The following is a 22313-nucleotide window of genomic DNA, read 5'->3' as shown; positions in this document are numbered from 1 at the left end:
AGAACGCGTGATTATAAAATATTCCGTTGTTTTAGCCTAGTTTCTTTAACAAGAAAATTAGGTGTGATTTTTGCATTATGTTAAGATATGCGCCCTATTTTTTAGATAGTTTTCGCTATTATTTTTATAATTTTTAACTAAAAAGGAAACGCAATGAAATCAGAATTAGATACTTCAACCCTTTCCTATCGAGATAAAATGGCGATTGAGGAATATGAACGTCTTAGTCCACGATTATTATATGAAATTATTCGACAGGATGGCATTGAAGAGCTAACTCGTCCAACAAAAGCCCTTATCTTCTCCGGTATTACTGCCGGTTTAGTAGTAACATTCTCATTTGTTTTTAAAGCAATTTTTACCGCCTATTTGCCTAACGAAAACTGGTCACCGTTGGTCACTAATATGGGATATACTGTCGGCTTTCTACTTGTGATTCTCGGACGAATGCAATTGTTTACGGAAAATACTATCACAACTGTTGTACCGCTGTTTAATCCATTGACTTGGCGTAAAGTCGCAGCAGTCGCACGTTTATGGTCTATTGTGCTTATTTCAAACTTAATAGGCACAGCATTAGCCGCACTATTTTTACAAAATCATCAAGCATTTAACCCTGAATTTGTCAATGCAATGCACGAAATTGCAATGCACGTTAAACAGATGACTGTTTCCGAAAATATTTTAAAAGGAATCCCTGCTGGGATACTGATTGCTTCTATCGTTTGGATGATGCCATCAGTCAACAGTGGAAAATTCATTATGATTTTCTTCTTTATTTATCTGATAGCTCTTGGTGATTTTGCACACGTTATTGTCGGTTCAGCGGAAATTGCCTATCTTGTTTTCCAAGGTGAAGCTTCACTTTATGACTACTTCATCACTTTCTTATTGCCAACCTGTTTCGGCAATATTCTGGGTGGAACAGTTGTCTTTACGATGATGATTTACGGTCAAGTTAATAAAGAAATAGAAATTCAGGCAAACAAATAAAGAAAAACGGTAGGCACTTAAACCTACCGTTTTTGCCATGCACTCTTGCTAAGCTACCAAAATACGATGTATTTCTTCCGCACTGAGGTGGTATTCGTGTGGACAACTACGCCAAACAGCCAACATTTTTTGATATTTTTCTGCCATACAGATTTGTGCATCACTATCATCTGCATAAAATTCAACATCCGCATAAAGTTTTTCACTTTCTCGTAAAAATTTCACATATTGACAATATTTTTTCTCTCTAATAGCACAATAACCAATAAACTTGATTTGGTTAGCACTAATCACGGATTTATCCGGTAATTTGTTATAGCAAATCTGCAATGCGTGATACATCTCTAAAGTATCTCGTACGGCATCACATTCCGCTTCACCCAAATAGGAGAAGCCTTTATCCAATTCTTGCAATTCTTTTGCAAAACCTGACTGTACAATTGTTTTCAACCGACGAAAATGCACTGCCTGTTCTGGATTTAATAATGCCATTAATTCATACTGGTTAGCCAAAATTAAACGTTGAATGGATGTCATTTCCATATTTTTATCCTTTTCTAAATCAAAAATTAAACTGCCAACTACTGTAAAGGATTCTTCGACTGTAGTTATTAATTTCAATCAATAAAATTAAAGATTAATCGATTTCATCTAAAATATTTTTATCCAGCTTCTCACTTGTCTTCGTTTCTGACTTACCATCACTCACTTTAAATTTAAGGTTTTGGAAATAAGCCTCACGATAAGTAACATATGGATCTTGTGATCGTTGTAATAGAACATCTTGATCTAATACTCTAGAACGACTATCAATACCCTGAACTCCCCATTTCAAAAGCCCCCAAGGTCCAAGAAAAGACAACATTGGATAAGTCATATCAACTAAATGCCCTAAGTCCTGGCGTGGTGTCGCAGCACCATACCCTGGCACCATCACATAAGCACCAGTACCAACACCATAATGCCCCAACATATCACCAAATTCACGCTTTTCCTGCTTTTTTAATGGTTCACTTGCACTGGCAAGATCAATAAAGCCTCCTAAACCAAAAATCGTATTAATCCAAAAACGGTCAAAATGCACCATTGCTTGTTTAAAATTACCTTCCAATAATCGATTAACAAAGCTCATAGGCTCATCTAAATTATCTGCAAAATTAATAATTCCTGTTTTCACTGGTTGTGGCACATAATCACGCCAACCTTTAGCCATAGGACGTACAATATAGGGATCAAGATAATTATAATTTACGTTCCACATTGTACGATTAATCCCCTGTAATGGGTCACTGCGTTCTCCATTATCCTGATGGCTTGAGCAACCACCAACCAGAATTATTACCATTGCAGTAAATAATATTTTTTTCAATTGTCTTACCATAGTCATTCCCATTTTATTTTTCTCTAAACTTTATTTATTCTAATCAAATTTCAGGCTGAAAAAAATCGTTAAATCAAAAATACCGCTTGTCTTAAATGAATAAATATTCAAAAATATTGCATATTATTTCATAAAGTACACTACAACATTAACAATTAAACAAGATTGTTAGCGGTTGAAACATTGTATTTAATCGTTTGCTCAATTAAAATAATGCGATTTTTTCGGTTTTAGCGAAAACTTTCAGGCACAATTTAGCCAAAAGCGTAAATCGCCATTTGATCTAAGTTGTGGTTAATGAGCATTCGTAAGTGTTCAACCTAACACATAAAATTATTTAGGAGTAATTGATGTCTGAACAAGCTATCCTCGTCCTCGCTGACGGTTCTGTTTTCCGAGGTAAAGCCATTGGCGCACTAGGACATACCATAGGTGAAGTGGTTTTTAATACTTCAATGACTGGTTATCAGGAAATCCTCACTGATCCTTCATACACAAAACAAATTGTTACCTTAACCTATCCACATATCGGCAATACCGGTGCCAACAGCGAAGATGTAGAATCCGATGCAGTTTACGCTGCTGGCTTAATTATTCGTGATCTGCCACTCTTACACAGTAACTTCCGCAGTGAAATGTCTTTGCATCAATATTTACTGCAAAATAATGTAGTCGCAATTGCAGATATTGATACTCGCCGCTTAACTCGTCTATTACGAGACAAAGGTGCAATGTCTGGTTGCATTATGGCAGGTGAAATTGATGAACAAAAAGCATTAACTCTAGCACAAAGTTTCGGTTCAATGGCAGGTAAAGACCTCGCTAAAGAGGTAACTTGTAAAAATAGTTATGAATGGACTGAATGTGTTTGGCAGCTTGGCATAGGTTATCCTCAACAACAACATTACCGTTTTCACGTTGTCGCTTATGATTTCGGCGTTAAACGGAATATTCTCAGAATGTTGGCGGAACGTGGTTGTCATATTACGGTTGTTCCTGCAGATACCCAAGCTAGTGAAGTGCTAGCACTTAATCCGGATGGCATTTTTCTTTCTAACGGCCCTGGCGATCCTGAACCTTGTGAATACGCCATTATTGCTATCCGTCAATTATTAGAAAGTAAAAAACCTATTTTCGGTATCTGTTTAGGACATCAATTACTCAGTTTAGCTGTTGGCGGGAAAACAAAAAAAATGGCATTTGGTCATCACGGCGGAAACCATCCTGTTGAAGACTTAGATAACAAAAAAGTATTAATTACCAGTCAAAATCACGGTTTTGAAGTGGATGCTGATAGTCTGCCAAATAATGTTCGCATCACACATCGTTCTCTGTTCGATGGTTCGGTTCAAGGAATTGAATTGACAACACAAGCCGCATTTTCGTTCCAAGGTCATCCAGAAGCCAGCCCAGGTCCGCACGATGTTGCTTATCTCTTTGATAAATTTATTCACAAAATGGATATTGCAAGCCATACACAAACAGCAACTTCTTATGTGACACGTTAATCAGTAAAATGGGTGAAAAATAAATTATGCCAAAACGCACAGACATTAAAACAATATTAATTATCGGTGCCGGTCCAATCGTTATCGGGCAGGCGTGTGAATTTGACTATTCCGGTGCACAAGCCTGTAAAGCATTGCGTGAAGAAGGATATAAAGTTATCCTTGTTAACTCAAATCCAGCAACCATTATGACCGACCCGAATATGGCTGATGTTACCTACATTGAGCCAATTCGTTGGCAAACAGTGGAACAAATTATCGCCAAAGAGCGCCCGGATGCCATTTTGCCGACAATGGGCGGACAAACTGCATTGAACTGCGCATTAGATCTTTCCAAAAACGGTATCTTACAAAAATATAATGTGGAATTAATCGGTGCGACTGAAGATGCAATTGATAAAGCAGAAGATCGCGGTCGTTTTAAAGAAGCAATGGCGAAAATCGGTTTACATACGCCAAAATCATTCATTTGCCACACCTTTGCTGAAGCGTGGCAAGCTCAGGAACAAGTTGGATTTCCAACCTTAATTCGTCCGTCATTCACAATGGGCGGTTCTGGTGGTGGTATCGCTTATAATCGGGAAGAATTTCAAGCTATTTGTGAACGTGGATTTGATGCCTCCCCAACTCACGAACTATTAATTGAGCAATCGGTGTTAGGCTGGAAAGAGTATGAAATGGAAGTAGTACGTGATAAAGCAGATAACTGTATTATTGTTTGCTCCATTGAAAATCTCGACCCAATGGGAGTACACACTGGAGACTCAATTACCGTTGCTCCGGCACAAACTCTCACTGATAAAGAATACCAAATTATGCGTAATGCAAGCCTTGCGGTGTTACGCGAAATTGGTGTAGATACCGGTGGTTCAAATGTACAATTTGCTATCAATCCTGAAAACGGCGAAATGATTGTGATCGAAATGAATCCTCGTGTTAGCCGCTCTTCTGCACTTGCTTCAAAAGCAACAGGATTCCCGATTGCCAAAGTAGCGGCTAAATTAGCGGTCGGTTACACATTAAACGAGTTACGCAATGACATCACTGGCGGATTAATTCCGTCATCATTTGAGCCTTCAATTGATTATGTTGTTACTAAAGTACCACGTTTCGCCTTTGAAAAATTCCCACAAGCAGATGACCGTTTAACCACGCAAATGAAATCTGTCGGTGAAGTGATGGCAATGGGGCGTACTTTCCAAGAAAGTTTACAAAAAGCATTGCGTGGTTTAGAAACAGGCATTTGCGGATTTAATTTACGTTCAGAAGATAATGAAAAATTACGTCACGAAATTTCTAATCCTGGCCCTGAACGCCTACTCTATGTTGCAGATGCTTTTGGTTTAGGTTGGTCATTAGATGAGGTTTATCGTTACACTAAAATTGATCCGTGGTTCTTACGACAAATTCAAGATCTTGTACAAGAAGAGTTGACACTAGAACAAAAAACATTGGATCAATTAGACTACGCTGAGTTGCGCCGTTTAAAACGAAAAGGTTTCTCCGATAAACGTATTGGGCAATTAACTAAAACTAGTGAAAGTGATGTGAGAACACGCCGTAATCAATTCAATCTACATCCAGTTTACAAACGTGTTGATACCTGTGCAGGTGAATTTAATTCAGATACGGCTTACCTCTACTCTTGCTATGAAGAAGAGTGTGAAGCTACCCCATCAAATCGTAAAAAGATTATGATTTTGGGAGGTGGTCCAAATCGTATCGGTCAAGGAATCGAATTCGATTATTGCTGTGTACACGCCGCTCTTGCCTTGCGAGAAAGTGGTTTTGAAACTATTATGGTTAACTGTAATCCGGAAACCGTTTCTACTGATTTCGATACTTCTGATCGTCTCTATTTTGAACCGCTAACACTTGAAGATGTTTTAGAGATTATTCACATTGAAAACCCGTATGGCGTAATCGTGCATTATGGTGGTCAAACCCCACTAAAACTAGCCAATAAATTGCAACAAAACGGCGTCAATATTATTGGAACATCTGCCGACAGCATTGATGCAGCAGAGGATAGACAACGTTTCCAACAGATCTTAAATGATCTGAAATTAAAACAGCCATCTAACCACACGGCAAAAAATGCAGAAGAAGCCGTAAAATTAGCTGACGAAGTCGGTTATCCTTTAGTTGTGCGTCCGTCTTATGTTTTAGGTGGCCGTGCAATGCAAATTGTTTACAACGTAGATGAACTTAATAAATATATCCGCGAAGCCGTACAGGTTTCTGATGATAGTCCGATTTTACTGGATCATTTCCTCGATAATGCAATCGAAGTCGATGTCGACTGTATTTGCGATGGGAAACAAGTTGTTATTGGCGGTATTATGCAGCACGTTGAACAGGCTGGTATCCATAGTGGCGACTCCGCTTGTTCTCTTCCTGCATATTCTTTGAGCCAACAAATTCAGGATGAGATCCGCCGTCAGACCACTGAAATGGCATTTGCTTTAAAAGTGGTCGGGTTGATGAACGTTCAATTTGCCGTTAAAGGCGACACTATTTATGTGCTTGAAGTTAATCCACGTGCCTCTCGTACAGTTCCTTTCGTTAGTAAAGCTACCGGCGTACCTTTAGCTAAAATCGCTGCACGCGTTATGGCAGGTATTTCCTTAGCAGAGCAAAATATTAAAAAAGAAGTGATTCCGGAAAAATTTGCAGTTAAAGAAGCAGTGTTCCCATTTATCAAGTTCCCGGGAGTAGACACTATTTTAGGCCCTGAAATGCGTTCGACTGGCGAAGTAATGGGCGTAGGTGAAACTTTTGCTGAAGCCTTTATCAAAGCACAACTTGGTGCTGGTGAACATATCCCTCACGGAGGAAAAGTGTTCCTATCTGTTGCCGATCAGGATAAACAACGTTTATTGACTGTAGTCAAACAATTACAAGCACTTGGCTTCGGTTTATGCGCAACTTACGGCACTGCTAAATTCCTTGCCGAACAAGGTATTATTGTTCAACACGTGAATAAAGTTCGTGAAGGTCGCCCGCACATTGTTGATGCAATTAAGAACGGTGAAATTGCACTGGTTATCAACACTGTTGACGGCAAACCGGAATCTGTTGCTGATAGCCATTCTATTCGCCGTAGCGCTTTGCAGCATAAAGTGATGGTGTTGACCACAATGAACGGTGCTACCGCTTTGGCAAACGGCTTACACAAACTTGATCAATTAAATATCTATTCATTACAGGGCTAGAATCAATAACGCCTTACCTTGCTGCCTTTAGCGGGTAAGGCGTTTTATTTCCAAAAAAACGCAAACGTTTGCATTTTTTAATAGTAGATTGTCGCCGACTCAGGTAAAATTCTTCCCCTATTTTCCTTTCGTTATAATTTAAGGTATTTCAATGTCTAATATGCTTGAACAGCGTTTTGAACTCTCCGCCCGCAAAAGTTCTTTACGCCAAGAAATTATTGCTGGGCTCACAACATTCTTAGCAATGGTTTATTCCGTTATTGTTGTGCCGGGAATGTTAAGTAACGCCGGTTTTTCCGCTGAATCCGTCTTTATTGCGACCTGTTTAGTAACAGGTTTAGGTTCAATTCTTATCGGTTTTTGGGCAAATGCGCCGATGGCTATCGGCGTGGCAATCTCATTAACCGCCTTTACCGCTTTTAGCTTAGTGCTTGGGCAACAAGTCAGTATTCCGGTGGCATTGGGTGCCGTTTTCTTAATGGGGGTTGTCTTTACATTAATTTCCGCCACCGGTATTCGTGCTTGGATTTTACGTAATCTGCCAGCCAGTATCGCGCACGGTGCCGGTATCGGAATCGGTCTATTCCTGCTTTTGATTGCTGCGAACGGTGTAGGTTTGGTGGTCGGTAATGATGCCGGTTTACCGGTTAAATTAGGTGATTTCACCTCTTTCCCAGTAATGATGGCTTTGATCGGTCTTGCCGCCATTATCGGTTTGGAACGTTTGAAAGTAAAAGGTGGCATTCTGTTAGTGATTATCGCCATCACCATTATCGGTTTAATTTTCGATCCTAATGTTAAATTTTCCGGTCAAATTTTCAAATTGCCTTCTTTCGGTGAAACCTCTCATTTCTTACAGTTGGATATCGCCGGTGCATTGCAACCAATGGTTTTACCGGCAGTGTTCGCCTTAGTAATGACAGCTGTTTTTGATGCAACCGGTACCATTCGAGCTGTTGCCGGTCAAGCCAATCTTTTGGATAAAGATGGGCAAATCATTAACGGTGGCAAAGCCTTGACGTCAGACTCATTAAGCAGTTTGTTCTCCGGCTTATTCGGCACCGCACCTGCAGCCGTTTATATTGAATCAGCAGCCGGCACTGCTGCTGGAGGTAAAACTGGTATTACTGCCATTGTTGTCGGTTTATTATTCTTATTAATGTTATTCTTCCAACCACTAGCTGCTCTAGTACCCGGTTATGCCACGGCACCAGCATTGATGTATGTTGGTCTATTAATGTTGAGCAATGTTGCTAAATTGGATTTCAATGATTTTGTCGCTGCAATGAGTGGTTTAATCTGTGCGGTATTTATCGTCTTAACCGCCAATATCGTTACCGGCATTATGTTAGGTTTCGCCTCTTTAGTTATCGGACGAATCATTGCCGGCGAATGGCGTAAACTCAACCTTGGTACAGTCATTATTGCGATCATTTTAGTGATATTCTATGCCGGCCACTGGGCTATCTAATCTGAACTATTAGGTTTTGTCATTTCGACAAAACCTAATTTTCTTTGAAAAATAGGTTTTCAATGTGCGTTAACGCTAATTTTATGCTATTTTTAACTCTGTTCTATCCTAATTAGAAGGTTACTTTATTTATGGAAAAAGTGATTATCGATGAAAGCCAGTTTTTTCGTACGATCTCACGTATCTCCCATGAAATTATTGAAAAACACCAAACATTGGATGATTTAATCATCGTGGGTATTCGCCGTAGAGGCGCTGAAATTGCCGATCTTTTACGGCAGAAAATTGCGCAGCTGACCGGCATAATCCTACCCTATATGGAACTGGACATCACTTTTTATCGTGACGATTTGCAATATGCTGAAGCGAGCGAATCTCCGGTTTATCACGGTGCTTCGGAAGCCATTAATATTCAAAATAAAAAAGTTATCCTAGTGGATGATGTATTATTTACCGGTCGAACTATTCGTGCGGCATTGGATGCACTGATTGATTTCGGTAGGGCTGCAAAAATCGAACTGGTAATTTTTGTTGATAGAGGGCATCGTGAACTGCCTATTCGTGCCGATTATGTTGGTAAAAATATCCCTACTTCAAGACAGGAACAGATACAAGTGAAAACAATGAAATATGATGGCTGTTATCAAGTGGATTTAATAAGGAACGATTAAGAACCTTTTTTTAATTTCGTCATCTAATGTGAAACGGAACACAGTACAAAATATAGCAAATAGGACAATAGGTTATGAAAACAAAATGGATCAAATTTTTACTTTTAACAGGCTGTTTATCATTAGCATCAACAAGCTATGCCGTAGAAAAAGTTGTAGCAACTGTTAACGGTACTCCTATATTAAATAGTCAAGTTAAACAGGCTTTGGGTAAACGCGCCAATACTGAAGCCAATCGTGCAGCCGCACTGGATGATATCATTGACGATATGTTAGTACAAAAAGCAATTAAAGATGCAAACATCAATGTATCTCAACAACAAATTCAACAAATTATGCACCAAATTGCCAATGAGAATGGCTTAACTTATGGGCAATTCCTCGATGCATTAGATTATCAGGGAATCGGTGAAGCAAAGTTCCGTCAACAGATTGCCCACCAAATTATTATGGGAGAAGTTCGTAATAAAGCAATAAACGAAAGTATCTCTGTTTCACGTGAACAAATAGAAAAATTGGGTATGCAGATGTACAATGAAGCAAAGCAAAAAGGTACATTGCAGACTGTAAAATCTCCACAATATCTTGTCAGCCATATCCTTATAAAGACAAATCCTCTATTAAATGATGCTCAAGCCAAAAAACAATTATCTGATTTGCGTAGTGATATTATCGCAGGTAAAACCACTTTTGCCGCTGCAGCAAAATCTTACTCAAAAGATTACCTTTCCGGAGCTAACGGTGGGAGTTTAGGTTGGAATTTCCCTGAAGTATATGATCCGGAATTTCAAGCAATGATAAAAAATAGCAAAAAAGGTGTGATCTCTCAGCCGTTTAAAACCCAATATGGTTGGCATATTCTAGAAGTTGTCGATAAACGTGAAGGGGATAAAACTAAAGAAGCCTATATGCAAAAGGCCTATCAGCAAGTAGTTAATCAACAAGCAATGGAAGCCTCTAAAGATTGGGTGAAAACATTGAGAAAATCAGCCGATATTAAGATTTTACAAAAATAATTGCTCGGTTATTCAACACTAAGCGATTTAGTTATAATAGCGACCGCACACACTGTGTGCGGTTATTTTTTCTAGAAAACAACTTGCTAAAACAACAATAAATACATTCTGTCGCCACCAACAGCAAGATTCCAACTATTGAGGAGATTTTGATGAATTCAAAAACACATTTAGGACATACGGCACGAAAACGTTTCGGGCAAAACTTTTTACACGATGATCAAATTATTCAAAGTATTGTTGCTGCGATTAATCCGCAAGCAAATGATTTTCTCATCGAAATTGGTCCCGGTCTCGGTGCCTTAACCGAACCGGTTGCTGAACAAATTGAACATTTAACCGTGATCGAATTGGATCGTGATTTAGCAGAAAGATTACGCCACCATCCGTTTTTACATCAAAAATTGACCGTTATTGAGCAAGACGTAATGCGTTTTGATTTTCAACAATTAGCACAGCAGGCAGAGAAACCATTACGAATTTTCGGCAATTTGCCTTATAACATTTCAACACCTTTGATGTTTCACCTTTTTCAATATCACGATGTCATTCAAGATATGCACTTTATGCTGCAAAAAGAGGTGGTAAACCGTTTATGTGCAGGCCCAAATAGTAAAGCATACGGTCGCTTAACCATTATGGCTCAATATTTCTGCCAAGTTATTCCTGTATTGGAAGTTCCCCCATCAGCTTTCAAACCTGCTCCCAAAGTAGATTCCGCCGTTGTACGCTTAGTTCCCCATAAAGTATTGCCTCATCCAGTAAAAGATCTTTACTGGTTAAACCGCGTTTGTACCCAAGCATTTAATCAACGTCGTAAAACTTTAAGAAATTCATTGATGGATCTCTTTACAGCTGAACAACTTACAGAATTAGGTATTAAACTGACCGATCGTGCAGAAAATCTCACTATTGCCGATTACGCTCGCCTCGCCAATTGGCTTGCCGATAATCCACCGCTTGCCGATGCCGGAACTGTCAATCAAGATGAGGAAGAATAATGGAATATATTACGTTATTGATCGGCATTGTCGGCATTCTTTGGGGTGCTGATCGTTTCACTGATGGCGCTATTGCCGTTGCTCGCCGTTTTCAAATTAATGAGTTAATTATTGGTTTAACCATTGTTGCTTTCGGTACTTCACTGCCTGAATTCATTACCAGCTTCTGGGGGGCATTAAAAGGTAATTCCGGTGTTTCTGTCGGCAATATTATTGGCAGCAACCTATTTAATACTTTGGTTATTGTCGGTGCCAGTGCGCTCGCCTCACCTATTATGATCAAAGCAAGTTCGGTTAAAAAAGAGATCCCTTTTGCGCTGTTAGCCTCGTTAGCTTTCATTTTTCTCTGTTTTGATCGTTTACTAAACAATCAAGCGATCGACTTTATTTCGCGTGGTGATGGCTTAATTTTATTGCTGTTTTTCGCTATTTTCCTAAGTTATACCTTTGCTAATGCCAAGCAGGATCAATCAGAGGAAAGTGAACAGGATGAAACTACACCGCTCTCTTCATTAAAAATTGGATTCTATCTGCTGATTGGTCTAGCGGTATTAATTATCGGCGGCGATTTCTTTGTTTCCGGCGCGATTCAAATCGCACAAAATTTCGGGGTCAGTGATGCTGTCATCGGTTTAACCATTGTTGCCGGCGGTACTTCACTTCCTGAATTGGCTACATCTGTTTTTGCTGCTAAAAAAGGAAGTTCCGATCTGGCAATTGGTAACGTTGTCGGCAGCAATATTTTCAATATATTCTTCGTGATGGGTGCCTGTTCAAGCGTATTTCCGCTTGCTGTCGGTGATATTTCTTATCTTGATTTCGCAATGCTGATTATCAGTATGCTCTTACTTTGGCTATTTGCATCAACAGGCAGAAAAATATCCCGAAGTGAAGGTGCGATATTGCTCGCAACTTATTTTATCTACCTCGCTTATTTACTCATTACACTATAAAGAGAAGGGGGAATTTATGGCGACCTATATTGTTGGTGATTTACAAGGTTGTTTTGATGAACTGCAACTGCTGTTACAACAAGTTCATTTTAATCCGGCACAGGATAAACTCTATCTGGTCGGTGATCTGGTCGCTCGCGGCGATAAATCTCTCGAATGTCTACGTTTTGTCAAAGCATTGGGTAAATCAGCACAAACCGTATTGGGCAATCACGATCTGCATTTGCTTTCTACCGCTTTTGGCATTAAGAAAATCAAAGCAAAAGATCATGTTGATGCTATTTTTTCCGCGCCGGATTTTAAAGACTTGATTGATTGGCTGCGTCATCAGCCTTTACTGATTGATCGTTCCGATCTTGGTTTCGTCATTACTCACGCCGGTATCTGTCCGCAATGGAATTTGGCAACGGCGAAACAGTGTGCTGCGGAAGTTGAACAGGTATTGCAACAAGGTGATTATCTACAATTATTACGTGAAATGTATCAAAACTCACCGGATCTCTGGTCTGAAGATTTAAGCGGCATTGAACGTTTACGTTACAGCATTAATGTTTTTACGCGTATGCGTTACTGCTATCCGGATAATCGCTTAGAATTTGAGTGTAAATTACCGCCAAATGAATCACCAGCCCCATTAAAACCTTGGTTTGAATTAGAAAATCCACTATATCAGCAAATAGCAATCTTATTCGGTCACTGGGCAAGCCTTGTTGATTATCCAACGCCTAAAAATATTTATGCATTAGATACCGGTTGTGTTTGGGGCAATAGATTAACGATGTTACGCTGGGAAGATAAACAACTATTTACTCAACAGGCAATAAAAGCCTATTTTTAGCCATTAAAAAAGCCGCTATTATAAAAAATAGCGACTTTTTTCACCAAAATTATTTTACAGCATCTTTTAAAGCTTTACCGGAAACAAATGCAGGCACTTTAGTTGCTGGGATTTTGATTTCTTTACCGGTTTGTGGGTTACGTCCTGTACGTTCTTGACGTTGGTTAACCTTAAATGTACCGAAACCAATTAATTGTACTGCATCACCTGCTTTAAGGCTTTCAGTAATTGCTTCTAAGGCAGCTTCTAATGCTGCTTTAGAATCCTTTTTGCTTAACTTAGTTTTTTCTGCAATTACGTCAACTAATTCAGTTTTGTTCATAAATATTACCCTCTATATTTTACTGTGGTTTAGAAATTGAATAGATTCTCTTTCAATTTTTTGAAAAAGCCGAGATAGCCTCGTTGGTGAATATCCCTTGATCCACCCCAGCTCAAGCCTTGTCTTGAGTGAACAGATTAATCTAACTTTAATCATATTAAAAGAGATTTATTACTAAAATTAGAAAAAAGTCACATTAATTGCTTAATTCAACTCCGATATTACTCATTTTTGTGGCACGGATCTCATTTTTCAAACCGTTAATCACCTCAATATCACGTTTTTCCAGTTCATTGAGTGTACGATAAATCGCCCATTGAATATCTAACTCATCAATAATTAACTCATTATTTTTCAATTCATCATCACTAAAATGGCGATTTTCTTCCGTTTCCAATAATGACACAATGGTTTGCAAAGATAACAAACTAATTCTTATTGCTTGCTCTAAACTTTCTCCACCAATTAGCGCGTGTAACAAATTAGATAATGCTTCACAAGCATCCACCGCCGGAACAATACCGAAAAAATCGTAGTCATTAATATTCGGGATAACTTGCTCAAACTTCTCCAACTGGTGTTCAAAATTAATATTTGCATTTTTAATAGTTAAATGTTCCCAAACAAGGTTCATAATATTATGGTAAACCTTTGCCTGCTGCGGTTGTTCGGTAATATTGCAAAACATCACAAAATTAGGATACATTCGTTCACACAAACAGGCCATAAAAACACACTGTTGCCAACTTTCCAAATTTGCCAAACGTTTTTGAATCGGGTTCCTCATATCTACCTCTTAGGCTGTCTTATACACTTTTGAAAAACGATGAATCGCATCAACAAACACTTTAGGACTTTCAACCGGCACATCTTGGTGAATGCCGTGTCCTAAATTAAAGACGTGTCCATAACCTTTACCATATCCAGCTAAAATGGCTTTAACTTCCTGTTCAATACGTTCTGCTGGCGCATATAAAACACTAGGATCCATATTTCCCTGCAACGCTACCTTATCACCAACACGCTCTTTTGCTTGCGCAATATCAATCGTCCAATCCAAACCTATTGCATCACATCCGGTATCTGCGATTGCTTCCAACCACAAACCACCACCTTTAGTAAATAAAGTAACCGGTACAATCCGCCCTTCAGATTCCCTAATCAAACCCTTAACAATTTTTTCCATATAACGCAATGAAAATTCACGATATTGTTGGTGAGCTAACACACCACCCCACGTATCAAAGACCATTACTGCCTGCGCGCCGGCTTTAATCTGCGCATTAAGATACAAAATCACACTATCCGCTAATTTATCCAATAAAGCGTGTAACAATGCGGGTTCGCTATAGAGCATTTTTTTAATCTTGGTAAACGCTTTGCTTGATCCGCCCTCTACCATATAAGTCGCTAATGTCCACGGGCTACCGGAAAAACCGATTAATGGCACCGAACCATTTAATTCACGACGAATGGTTCTCACCGCATTCATCACATAGCCCAACTCTTGCTCCGGATCAGGAATCGGTAATTGCGCTATATCCGCCTGACATTGAATCGGTTTCGCAAATTTAGGCCCTTCCCCTGCCCCAAAACTCAACCCTAACCCCATCGCATCCGGAATGGTTAAAATATCGGAAAACAGGATTGCCGCATCCAGATCATATCTACGCAATGGCTGTAAAGTGACCTCACAAGCCAACTCTGCATTACGGCATAACGACATAAAATCGCCGGCTTGCGCCCGAGTCGCCTTATATTCAGGCAAATAGCGCCCGGCTTGACGCATCATCCAAACCGGCGTCATATCAACCGGTTGCCGTAATAAAGCGCGTAAATAACGATCATTTTTTAATTGGGTCATAAATTATTTATCCTCTGCACAAAGTGCCAATGTTGTTTTAATCAATTTGCGTGCAATTGTTCCCTCCTCCGGCAATAGAGGAAGTTCATCATCATAACGAAACCATTTTGCATCGTGAATTTCATTATCTTGTAAACGAATTTCACCGCTGTCATAATCCGCCAAAAAACCGACCATTAATGAATTTGGAAATGCCCAAGGCTGGCTGCCGAAATAGCGAATATTCTTCACTTTTAAGCCGACTTCTTCAAAAATCTCTCGCTCGACCGTTTGCTCCAATGATTCGCCCTCTTCGACAAAGCCTGCCAATGTGGTGTAAATTCCGCCGATATGGCGTTGATGATTTGCCAATAAAATTTCTTTTCCTCTTCTAATAGAAACAATAATTGAAGGACAAATCACCGGATAATGACGATAGCCACATTTAGGACATTCCACAGCAAATTCACCAGTTGTCAAATAGGTTTTCTCGCCACATTTTCCACAATAACGGTGTGTTTTAAAGAAATAATTCAACGCCACACCTCGATTTAATAGATTAAATTCCTCTTCTTTACGATAAAGCTGTGAACGCAACGATACATACTCGCGTTGCTCATCATTAGGAATCTCTTCCACCAACCATAATGGGTGTTGGTGATATTCACCAATTACACAACCAAATAACCCTTCTACTCCATATAATGCTGCCTCTCCATAAGGCAACTCTCCCTGCTGCAAATAAATTGCCGATCCTTGCGTTAATAACCAATATCCTTGATCCTGTTTGTGAATAGCCTGCATCATTATTTACACCTCTTTAATGATTGAACTTCGACCTTTCTCCAATTTTTACAGGCTATTATAGCGAAATTCCGTCTATTCCGTTGTTTTTTTACTTTGAGGTAAACAAGGAAAAGAATTGATGGAAGCGTATAGTACATACAACGATAATAACTAAGAATTTAAGGATACGATTATTTACAAATATTTAGCACAACACTGTTTAAATTTTCTTCCTGAATGACAGAAACAGGGCTCTTTTAATCCCCATTTAGTGGCAACTGTCGGATCTAAAAAATACCATTGTTGCGCAATCCGCACAAAAATAGATAATTCGTGGTGTGTCATTCGTTTCTTTTGGTGCAGAAAAAAAGCTTTAAATTCAACCAGTGCGTGATGATTATCCATTTCCGGTACGACCTTCACGATCTCCAATCCGTCCCATTGGGTATTTAACGCCCATTGATGTAACGCTTTGCTATTTAGTAGTGATTGCTGTACTGGTGCTGTCGTCTTTACAATATAATCAATCTCTGCCAATACAAATGCCGAATAACGGGAACGCATTAATTGTTCTGCAGTTGCTGCTTTTTTTTGATATAGATGTAATGGCTGACAACAGTCTTGATATTCAAATCCAGATTGGCAAGGACATTGTATATTATGGTTTCCTTTCATTGTTCTAATCTCTTTTATGTTTCCGTATAGCAGAACACGATGCATTTACAAACATCAAATGTTAAAAAAACTTACATTTTATATCATTATTATTCACATAACGGCAAAAGTGTTATAAAAAATGCAAGTTTTTTTCAGTTTATCGATCAACCTCACATAATCCATTTTTTTATCATAAAAACGTTTCTAAATAAAAATTTTTATTGATATATTTTCTATGCAATCGTTACCGATAGTGCAATTTTTGTTTAAATTACATCAACTATAGGTGAATTATTATGATTCTGCAAACGTATACAGGAAGAAACACTGACGAAGTATCTAGAATTATGGGAGAGTTAGTTGGGACGGTCGTAATAAAGAGTCTATTTAACGGCTATGGCATTTTCAAAGATTCTCATATGTTTGCTATCTATAGAAATAATGTTGTTTATATTCGAGCTGTTGGAGAATTAGCAAAACTTATCATTCAACTTGGAGGTGTTCCCTATCCATATACATCACCTTCAAATATGTATTTCTATCTACCTAAAGAAATTACTGAAGATAAGCAAAAATATCGTTCATTGATATTACTTTCTATAGAACAAGTCAAACAGAAAAAACAGCAAACTAAGAAAAAACGCCAATCTCGTATTAAGGATCTACCAAACCTTAATTTCAAACACGAGTTGTTATTGAATCGTGTTGATATAAAAAATGTCCGCACACTAAGACAGATAGGAGCGATAGAAACTTATATTCGGATCAGAAAATTGATTGGTAATGTCCATCTAGATCTATTTTGGAAACTCATTGGCGCATTGCAGCACAGATATTATTCACTTATTACGTATGAGGAGCGATTACAACTATTACAGGAACTCAATTTCGCACTAAAAAATGCGAATTTATCTGAAGAATCAATGAAATTCAGGAGGTAACTTTGTGTCTTAATAAGACTTAATCTGGAATTGCAAAATTCAACAAAATATTGGGTGTACTAGTCGGTAATATTATAATGTTAAATACCTGTTGATACATTTATTAACAGGTATTTAATTTTTTCATCACACCACAGTTGCATTAAAGCCATCTTACTCTTTTCGTCTGTGGAAACCGCTGAACTGGAAACGTATGTCAATGAAAAAAACAAGCTACCGCACCACCAACGACGTAAGGCCGTTTCACCTATCCCTAATTCTAAACAAGCTTGGGCAACGGAATAACCTTGTTCGGTGACTAATTTTACTGCGGCAACTTTGTAATTTGGGCTAAATGTTCTTTTCATTTTAATGTCCTCTTTTTGTGATAGTTTACCACCTATTGAGGACTGCAAAATTAGTCTACCACTACACTAGCAAAAAATAAAAATAAGCTTATACTAATAAAGTGTTATTTTGAATAACTTTTTTTGTAGCAGTGATGTGGACTGCTATTTCTTTAAATACCCCTCTGAGATAAGGAACTTCTTATGAATCATATCTATCGTTTAGTTTGGAATGCTGTTCAGCGGTTATGGCAGTGTGCTTCTGAAAATACCAGAACAAAGGGTAAAACCAGCATAGTAAAAGCTGTAACAAATACTCAAGTTTCCCCCCCCCTTCTCCCTTCATTAGTAACTTATAAATCACAAAAATTTCCTCTAAATATCATTGTAGCAACATTATTAGCATTTTTTTCTTTACCTGTTTTAGCAGTATGTCCAGACAAAATTACTTCTTCAGGAACCTATTATTTAGTTGGAAATTCATGTTCAACAATACTAGTTGAAAGAGCATCTGATGTTATATTAGATGGACAAGGAAATATTAATCGTCTTATTGTTTCAGATGGTTCGCAAATAGTGTTACGTGGAAATATTAATTCGAAGTCTGTCGCTGTATATAGTGATAGCTATACATCGGCTAAAAATCATTTTATCTTAGAGAGTGGTAATGTAGGCTCTATTAAGATAGATGAATATACTGATCTTACAATATTAGGCGGGACAGTAGATGATTTTGATACAGATGATGAGGGAATAGGTGATCTTGTTATTGCAGGAGGAAATATCAAGAATGGGGTTAATCTACCATATGGAGTAAATTCCGTTACTATGACAGGGGGAGAAATTAATAGATATGGACTCAATGTATTTGGGGGCGGAGATCTCACTATGATGGGAGGGAGTATTAAAGGAGTTATTGGACTTCACATAGGGAATGGTAAAGCAGGTGGTATAACTACTATTGGTGGGAATGCTACTGTGACAGCAATACCCGGTATGGCTGGTCCAGCTTCTTCTGGTGAAGCTGTTGGTGCAGTTGTTTTTTCTTTTATGGATGTAGAAGGAGATAGATGGACTAGTTATAAACCTCAACGGCAAACCTTAAAGCTGATGAGAAGCCCAGAAGGAATAGAAGGAATTATATTTTCGATAAGTAATATAGATTTATCTAATATAACATTATGGAATACTAATACTTTAATGTTATCAGGTGAAAATATCCTATCCCTACATTTAGGGGAATTAGGTGATATTACCAAGGATATTAAGATAAATGATCCATTTAGTGTTACTTATTCCACAGGAAAAAAATTCTTTGCTTTTGACACTATTGAAAAAACAGGTACAGGTACTTGGAGCCTTACAGGTACCCTAAATAAAGATATTATTACTGGTTATATCGATGATAAGGGAATCCATCGTCCAGGTTTATCCATTAATGAAGGTAAAATTGCATTAGCACCAAATACCATTGTGCATACCGATATAGTAGTTAATCCAAATGGTACTTTGTATTCCCAGGCTGGAGGTAAACAACTGGTTGATTCGTTAACGATAAAAGGCACTTATCAAGTCGATGTTAATAGTCATAGCGATTACAGCCAATTACATAGTGCCAAGGATATTGTGATTGATGATGGTAGTAAACTTTATGTGTATGCCGATAAGCTGCAAGGCGGTGATGATACTTTCTTAAATGTGTTAAGTACTGATGGGGTGCTGAAAGGACGTTTTAATCCGAAAATAGAAGATAATAGTATATTATTTGATTTTACTGCGATATATGACCCACAAGCGATGCATTTAAATGTTAAAGCTACTCCTGTATCAGAACCTGAGCCAACTCCGGAACCTAACCCAACCCCAGAACCTAACCCAACTCCAAATCCTACTCCTGAACCGAAGCCAGGCTTAATTGAACATCTGGTGAAACAAGCGTGTGATGATTGCTTAGTTCCAGTAGCAGCTAGCTTAGATAAAATTAAAGCATCAGCAGACAATGATATTGCTTTTGGTTTAATAAAATTAAATAGTGAAAAAGAGGTGGTTAAAGCGGTAGAACAACTTCAGCCATTACTTGGTATTCGTACCAGTCGAGTCATAATAGAAGCAACCGATACTTTAACAAAAGCAATACCGACAGGACGTTGTTTAGTGGATACTGATGAGAATCAAGTGTGGGCAAAAGTGTTAGGTGAATGGAATGAGCGAGATGGATCATTTGGATTGTCAGGCTATCAAGCTAACCATTATGGTATTGCAGTAGGTAATGAACGTTGCGTCACTGAGAATACCAAATTAGGTTTAACAGCAGGTTATATTAAAACTGATGCAGATAGTTATGATTCATCAGCTAATCATAACTTAAAAGCGGATACTTGGCAGGTTGGTGTATATGGTAATACTGTCTTAACCCCACAATGGGATATTGATTTTTATGCAGGAGTTGGTCAATCTTATTTAGATGGAAAACGTCGGTTAACTTTCTTAGAGCGGACAGCGGAAAGTGAAATGAAAGCGAATCATTTTCGAACTGGTATCACATTAAATAGAGAATTCCAAATTAATCCTCAAACGAAAGTAACGCCATTCTTGACATTAGATTATCAACGAGTTGAAGTCGAAGATTATATAGAGAAAGGAGCAAAAGATTTTGATTTTGCAGTAGATAAACAAAGTACAGAAGCCTTTATAGTAAAAGCAGGTATAAAAGGTGATTTCCAAGTCAATGACAGATTAAGTTTACAAACGAAAGCGGCTGTGGGGTATGATATGACATATCGAGGTAATTATTTACGTGCAGGTTTTGTGAATTATCCACAATATCGGTTTACATTAGATGATTGTGATGTATCACGCGTAATTGGTGAACTTAATGTGGGAGCAAAATATCAAATTAGCAAAAATATTGCATTGAGTACTGGAGTACAATCGACTTTTGCGAAAGGGTTTAACTCTGTTTCTGGTAATGTGAATTTAGCAATTCAGTTCTAATTTAACTATTAGGTTAGATAAAAATACCTCGTTACTACGAGGTATTTTTTTATCTGAAGCTTTATATAAGTTTTTGATTTATATTCTATTTATTGTGATATAACTGATACCCCTAAGTGTAACGAAAGGGAACTAAAAATTTTGAATGTAGTGATCCACTAAATTAGCAGTCCTTGATAGTTTTTTTTCGCTAAAATTGGCGGTAATCCTTGATTATAGCTATGCGGTCTCACTCTGTTATAGTAAAACACATAACGCTTAATATCTTCCTTAGCTTCTTCTAATGAAGAATAACCGTCCTTTAACATCCATTCATATTTAAAACATCTAAACCAACGCTCCATCGGAGCATTATCTCAACAATTTCTTCGATGACTCATACTTTGTATCAAACCATGTTGTTTGACACATTGGATAAACGCCTCACTTCCATAAATACTGCCTTGGTCTGAATGAAACAACATCTTCTCTGTTCTTTTCGTTGTCAGCATCGCATGATTTAATGCATCAACAACTAACGTTGCATCATGCTGTTTCTGCAATCGCCAACCCACGACTTGACGTTGTGCTAAATTCATTACTATCACTAAATAATACCATTCCCCCAGTACCTTCACATAGGTGGTATCACCACATAACACCGTTGTCTCTGAGTGGGGACTAAATTGCCGATTTAACACATTATTAAACAATGTGGACGCTTTCTCTGATGTGCCTGAACGCCAACGCTTTCGTGGCTGTTTACTGACTAATCCCTGTTGTTTCATCAGGTTTCGAATTAAGGCTAATCCTACCTCAAGCCCCTTACTTTTAAGTCTCGCCTTTAAAGTTCACTTTCCTGCTGAACCTCGACTTTCATCAAATAACGCCTTTATCTCTACCGCCAAACCGAAATGTTTATTCGGCTTAGCCTGACGCTTTCTCTTCGCATAATATGTCCGCTCTGAAAGCGCAAATAACGCACAAACCCGTTTTATTCCATACGATTTTAATGTCTTTACCGCTTGGTAGCGTTGCGCTCGAGTGACATGAAAATCGCGGTAGCCTTTTTTAGGATTTCTTTATCCTCCTCGAGAATTTTAATCCGTTGTTCAAGCTCTCTTATCCGTTGTTGCTCTGGCGACAGTGGCTTCGTTCCTGGTAATACATAGCCTTGTTCTTCTGCTTGGAGTTGTTTTATCCAACGCCGTAAGGCCGTTTCGCCTATCCCTAATTCTAAACAGGCTTTGGCAACGGAATAACCTTGCTCAGTGACTCATTTTACTGCGGTGACTTTGTAATTTGGGCTAAATGTTCTTCTCATTTTAGTGTCCTCTTTTTGTGATAGTTTACCACCTATTGAGGACTGCTAATTTAGTGGCTCACTCCCATTAAAGCGAAAAAAAAACGCTAACCTC

General features: G+C 38.3%; 22 protein-coding genes. 11 read left to right on the top strand and 11 right to left on the bottom strand.

The features are described from left to right. The first annotated feature begins 153 nt into the window (after positions 1 to 153). Positions 154 to 993 (top strand): formate/nitrite transporter family protein, encoded by an 840-nt coding sequence (locus JP36_RS00690; RefSeq protein WP_039170966.1) that lies wholly within the window; start codon positions 154 to 156, stop codon positions 991 to 993. Positions 994 to 1041: 48 nt separating this feature from the next. Here the strand turns inward: JP36_RS00690 and JP36_RS00685 are convergent, their stop codons facing one another. Then, positions 1042 to 1536 (bottom strand): YfbU family protein, encoded by a 495-nt coding sequence (locus tag JP36_RS00685; RefSeq protein WP_039170963.1) that lies wholly within the window; start codon positions 1534 to 1536, stop codon positions 1042 to 1044. Between the two features lie 94 nt (positions 1537 to 1630). Further along, the gene (locus JP36_RS00680; protein ID WP_039170961.1) at positions 1631 to 2374 is read right to left on the bottom strand and encodes an MlaA family lipoprotein; all 744 of its coding nucleotides are present in this window, start codon (positions 2372 to 2374) and stop codon (positions 1631 to 1633) included. A gap of 350 nt (positions 2375 to 2724) precedes the next feature. Between JP36_RS00680 and carA the strand changes: the two genes are divergently transcribed. The 8 genes from carA to apaH all read left to right on the top strand — a co-directional run bounded on the left by carA (position 2725) and on the right by apaH (position 13047). Then, positions 2725 to 3882, top strand: coding sequence for a glutamine-hydrolyzing carbamoyl-phosphate synthase small subunit (carA, locus tag JP36_RS00675; protein ID WP_039170958.1), 1158 nt, complete (start codon positions 2725 to 2727; stop codon positions 3880 to 3882). A 26-nt stretch (positions 3883 to 3908) separates the two neighbouring features. After that, positions 3909 to 7097, top strand: a complete 3189-nt coding sequence (carB, locus tag JP36_RS00670; protein WP_039170955.1) for a carbamoyl-phosphate synthase large subunit — start codon at positions 3909 to 3911, stop codon at positions 7095 to 7097. A gap of 151 nt (positions 7098 to 7248) precedes the next feature. Then, on the top strand, positions 7249 to 8568 hold the full coding sequence (locus tag JP36_RS00665) for an NCS2 family permease (protein ID WP_039170952.1): 1320 nt from the start codon (positions 7249 to 7251) through the stop codon (positions 8566 to 8568). A gap of 131 nt (positions 8569 to 8699) precedes the next feature. Continuing rightward, complete coding sequence (pyrR, locus tag JP36_RS00660; RefSeq protein ID WP_039153464.1) at positions 8700 to 9239, top strand: bifunctional pyr operon transcriptional regulator/uracil phosphoribosyltransferase PyrR; 540 nt, start codon at positions 8700 to 8702, stop codon at positions 9237 to 9239. 74 nt (positions 9240 to 9313) lie between these two features. Further along, positions 9314 to 10255, top strand: coding sequence for a peptidylprolyl isomerase (locus tag JP36_RS00655; protein WP_039170950.1), 942 nt, complete (start codon positions 9314 to 9316; stop codon positions 10253 to 10255). Positions 10256 to 10407: 152 nt separating this feature from the next. After that, positions 10408 to 11256, top strand: a complete 849-nt coding sequence (gene rsmA, locus JP36_RS00650; RefSeq protein WP_039170948.1) for a 16S rRNA (adenine(1518)-N(6)/adenine(1519)-N(6))-dimethyltransferase RsmA — start codon at positions 10408 to 10410, stop codon at positions 11254 to 11256. Next, positions 11256 to 12209 carry a calcium/sodium antiporter gene (locus JP36_RS00645; protein ID WP_039170946.1) on the top strand — a complete coding sequence of 318 codons (954 nt, stop codon included), beginning with the start codon at positions 11256 to 11258 and terminating at the stop codon, positions 12207 to 12209. Before rsmA ends, JP36_RS00645 begins: the two co-directional genes overlap by 1 nt. Before the next feature lie 16 nt (positions 12210 to 12225). Next, positions 12226 to 13047 carry a bis(5'-nucleosyl)-tetraphosphatase (symmetrical) ApaH gene (gene apaH, locus JP36_RS00640; RefSeq protein WP_039170943.1) on the top strand — a complete coding sequence of 274 codons (822 nt, stop codon included), beginning with the start codon at positions 12226 to 12228 and terminating at the stop codon, positions 13045 to 13047. A 49-nt stretch (positions 13048 to 13096) separates the two neighbouring features. Here the strand turns inward: apaH and hupA are convergent, their stop codons facing one another. The 5 genes from hupA to JP36_RS00615 all read right to left on the bottom strand — a co-directional run bounded on the left by hupA (position 13097) and on the right by JP36_RS00615 (position 16673). Beyond that, positions 13097 to 13369, bottom strand: a complete 273-nt coding sequence (gene hupA / locus JP36_RS00635) for a nucleoid-associated protein HU-alpha (RefSeq protein ID WP_013745698.1) — start codon at positions 13367 to 13369, stop codon at positions 13097 to 13099. 196 nt (positions 13370 to 13565) lie between these two features. Next, positions 13566 to 14156 carry a YjaG family protein gene (locus JP36_RS00630; RefSeq protein ID WP_039135120.1) on the bottom strand — a complete coding sequence of 197 codons (591 nt, stop codon included), beginning with the start codon at positions 14154 to 14156 and terminating at the stop codon, positions 13566 to 13568. A gap of 9 nt (positions 14157 to 14165) precedes the next feature. After that, complete coding sequence (gene hemE, locus JP36_RS00625; protein WP_039170940.1) at positions 14166 to 15233, bottom strand: uroporphyrinogen decarboxylase; 1068 nt, start codon at positions 15231 to 15233, stop codon at positions 14166 to 14168. Between the two features lie 3 nt (positions 15234 to 15236). Beyond that, positions 15237 to 16016: an NAD(+) diphosphatase gene (gene nudC / locus JP36_RS00620; RefSeq protein WP_209434458.1), complete on the bottom strand. Its 780-nt coding sequence runs from the start codon at positions 16014 to 16016 to the stop codon at positions 15237 to 15239. A gap of 177 nt (positions 16017 to 16193) precedes the next feature. Then, positions 16194 to 16673 carry a YchJ family protein gene (locus JP36_RS00615; RefSeq protein ID WP_039170934.1) on the bottom strand — a complete coding sequence of 160 codons (480 nt, stop codon included), beginning with the start codon at positions 16671 to 16673 and terminating at the stop codon, positions 16194 to 16196. A 278-nt stretch (positions 16674 to 16951) separates the two neighbouring features. Between JP36_RS00615 and JP36_RS00610 the strand changes: the two genes are divergently transcribed. Further along, positions 16952 to 17596 (top strand): TfoX/Sxy family DNA transformation protein, encoded by a 645-nt coding sequence (locus JP36_RS00610; protein WP_039135111.1) that lies wholly within the window; start codon positions 16952 to 16954, stop codon positions 17594 to 17596. 80 nt (positions 17597 to 17676) lie between these two features. Here JP36_RS00610 and JP36_RS11245 read toward each other — a convergent pair whose 3' ends face one another. Then, complete coding sequence (locus tag JP36_RS11245) at positions 17677 to 17943, bottom strand: transposase (protein ID WP_081964317.1); 267 nt, start codon at positions 17941 to 17943, stop codon at positions 17677 to 17679. Positions 17944 to 18126: 183 nt separating this feature from the next. Here JP36_RS11245 and JP36_RS00600 point away from each other — a divergent pair, with 183 nt between their 5' ends. Further along, the gene (locus JP36_RS00600) at positions 18127 to 20916 is read left to right on the top strand and encodes an autotransporter domain-containing protein (RefSeq protein ID WP_039170931.1); all 2790 of its coding nucleotides are present in this window, start codon (positions 18127 to 18129) and stop codon (positions 20914 to 20916) included. Between the two features lie 158 nt (positions 20917 to 21074). On the opposite strand, the gene JP36_RS11475 is transcribed toward JP36_RS00600, so the two are convergent. The 3 genes from JP36_RS11475 to JP36_RS11930 all read right to left on the bottom strand — a co-directional run bounded on the left by JP36_RS11475 (position 21075) and on the right by JP36_RS11930 (position 22123). Next, positions 21075 to 21260, bottom strand: coding sequence for an integrase core domain-containing protein (locus JP36_RS11475; RefSeq protein ID WP_039170928.1), 186 nt, complete (start codon positions 21258 to 21260; stop codon positions 21075 to 21077). 12 nt (positions 21261 to 21272) lie between these two features. After that, positions 21273 to 21683, bottom strand: a complete 411-nt coding sequence (locus JP36_RS11240) for a DDE-type integrase/transposase/recombinase (RefSeq protein WP_234702130.1) — start codon at positions 21681 to 21683, stop codon at positions 21273 to 21275. A gap of 230 nt (positions 21684 to 21913) precedes the next feature. Continuing rightward, entirely contained in the window at positions 21914 to 22123 is a 210-nt protein-coding gene (locus tag JP36_RS11930; RefSeq protein ID WP_081964319.1) for a hypothetical protein, read from the bottom strand. Between the last annotated feature and the right edge of the window lie 190 nt (positions 22124 to 22313).

Origin of the sequence: Gallibacterium genomosp. 1, assembly GCF_000771875.1 — a bacterium.
Taxonomy (GTDB): Bacteria; Pseudomonadota; Gammaproteobacteria; order Enterobacterales; family Pasteurellaceae; genus Gallibacterium.
This window is presented reverse-complemented; position numbering and strand designations above follow the sequence as displayed.